We start from the raw sequence: 1,542 nt of genomic DNA on the forward strand, positions 1-1,542 counted from the left end.
GCCCAGCATCTCGATCTTGGCGACGTTGGAATAGGTGACGAAGCCGCGGTCGAACACATCGGATGACCCGGCGATATCGGTGATCGCCCCGGCGATCAGCCCGCCCGTGCAGCTTTCGGCGGTGGCCAGCGTCGCCCCGGCCGCGCGGGCCAGCTCAAGCAGCGTGGTGGCGGGACCGTGGGTCATTTGATCAACCACAGATGCGCGACTGCGGCCAGCGCGATGACAAGGATCGCCGCCATGATCCCGGCGATCACGTCATCCAGCATTACGCCCCAGGCGGTATGTTTGCGGTCGGCCCAGCTGACCGGGAAGGGCTTCCAGATGTCGAACAGCCGGAACCCCAGAAACGCCGCGATCCAGCCCGGATAAAGCGCGGTCAGATCGGCCCCGGTCCGCGCCGCGCCATAGGCCACGGGCAGCAGGGCGATCCATTGACCGGCAACCTCGTCGATGACGATCTCGGACGGGTCGTGATCGGCCTTGCCCGCGGTCTCTTGCGCGGTGGCCCACCAGCCGACCAGAAACACCACGACGATTCCCGCCACCAGCAACGGCCAACTGCCGATCAGCAGCAGCACATAAGCGGCGGGCAGGGCCGCCAGGGACCCCCATGTGCCGGGGGCCGGTTTCAACAGGCCTGCGCCAAAGAAGGTTGCGATCAAACGGGTCATGTTTTCACCAATGTTGCTGTGGCCAGCGCGGCAATGCCTTCTTCGCGGCCGGTAAAGCCAAGGCGCTCGGATGTGGTGGCCTTGACGCTGATACGACCCGCGTCGATGCCGATGATGTCGGCCAGCGCGCCGCGCATGGTTTGCGCATGTGGCCCGATCTTGGGCTGTTCGCAAATCAATGTGACATCGCAATGGGTTATCGTGAAGCCTTCATCCACCGCCATCTGCGCGGCATGGCGCAGGAAGATGTGGCTTTCGGCGCCTTTCCATTGCGGGTCCGAGGGCGGGAAATGCTGGCCGATATCGCCGCGCGCCAAGGCGCCATAGATCGCGTCAGTCAGGGCATGCATCCCCACATCGGCGTCGGAATGGCCTTGCAGACCACGGCCATGCGGCACCCGCACCCCGCACAGCACCACATGATCGCCCGCGCCAAAGCGGTGCACGTCGAAACCGTTGCCGGTGCGAATATCCATGGGGCGGTCCTTTAGAATGCGCGCGGCCCGGGCGAAATCGCCGGGATGGGTGATTTTCAGATTGTCCTCATCGCCTTCGACAATCATTACGTCAAGCCCGGCGGCCAGCGCCACTTCGACATCGTCAGCAGCGCCGCCGGGATGGGCGGCATGGGCGGCCCGGATGGCGTCAAGGTGAAAGCCCTGCGGGGTTTGCGCCCGGAACAGGCCGTCGCGCGGGTGCGGCGCGGCCACGGCACCATCGGCCCCGCGCCACAGCGCATCGGTGACCGGCAGGGCGGGTGCCGCACCGGGATGGGTTTCCAGCGCGACGATTACCCGGTCGATCAGCGCGGCACTGACCAAGGGGCGCGCGCCATCATGGATCAGCACCGCGTCACAATCGGGCGCGA

The 1,542-nt window shown here is 66.0% G+C and carries 3 protein-coding genes; all 3 read right to left on the minus strand.

From position 1 onward, the window contains the following. Positions 1 to 186 (minus strand): CinA family protein (locus ABYW26_RS14360; protein ID WP_372605595.1); only part of this gene is annotated, 186 nt, incomplete at its 3' end. Further along, entirely contained in the window at positions 183 to 674 is a 492-nt protein-coding gene (locus ABYW26_RS14365; RefSeq protein ID WP_372605596.1) for a phosphatidylglycerophosphatase A, read from the minus strand. The genes ABYW26_RS14365 and ABYW26_RS14360, both read right to left, overlap by 4 nt. Then, positions 671 to 1,542 (minus strand): 2-C-methyl-D-erythritol 2,4-cyclodiphosphate synthase (gene ispF / locus ABYW26_RS14370; protein WP_372605597.1); only part of this gene is annotated, 872 nt, incomplete at its 5' end. The genes ABYW26_RS14365 and ispF, both read right to left, overlap by 4 nt.

It is taken from the genome of Actibacterium sp. (genome assembly GCF_041584535.1).
Taxonomy (GTDB): Bacteria; Pseudomonadota; Alphaproteobacteria; order Rhodobacterales; family Rhodobacteraceae; genus Actibacterium_D.

Excerpts from the sequence above, each read along its gene's own strand:
- ABYW26_RS14365 (WP_372605596.1), bottom strand. The coding sequence starts at position 674 with ATGACCCGTTTGATCGCAACCTTCTTTGGCGCAGGCCTGTTGAAACCG.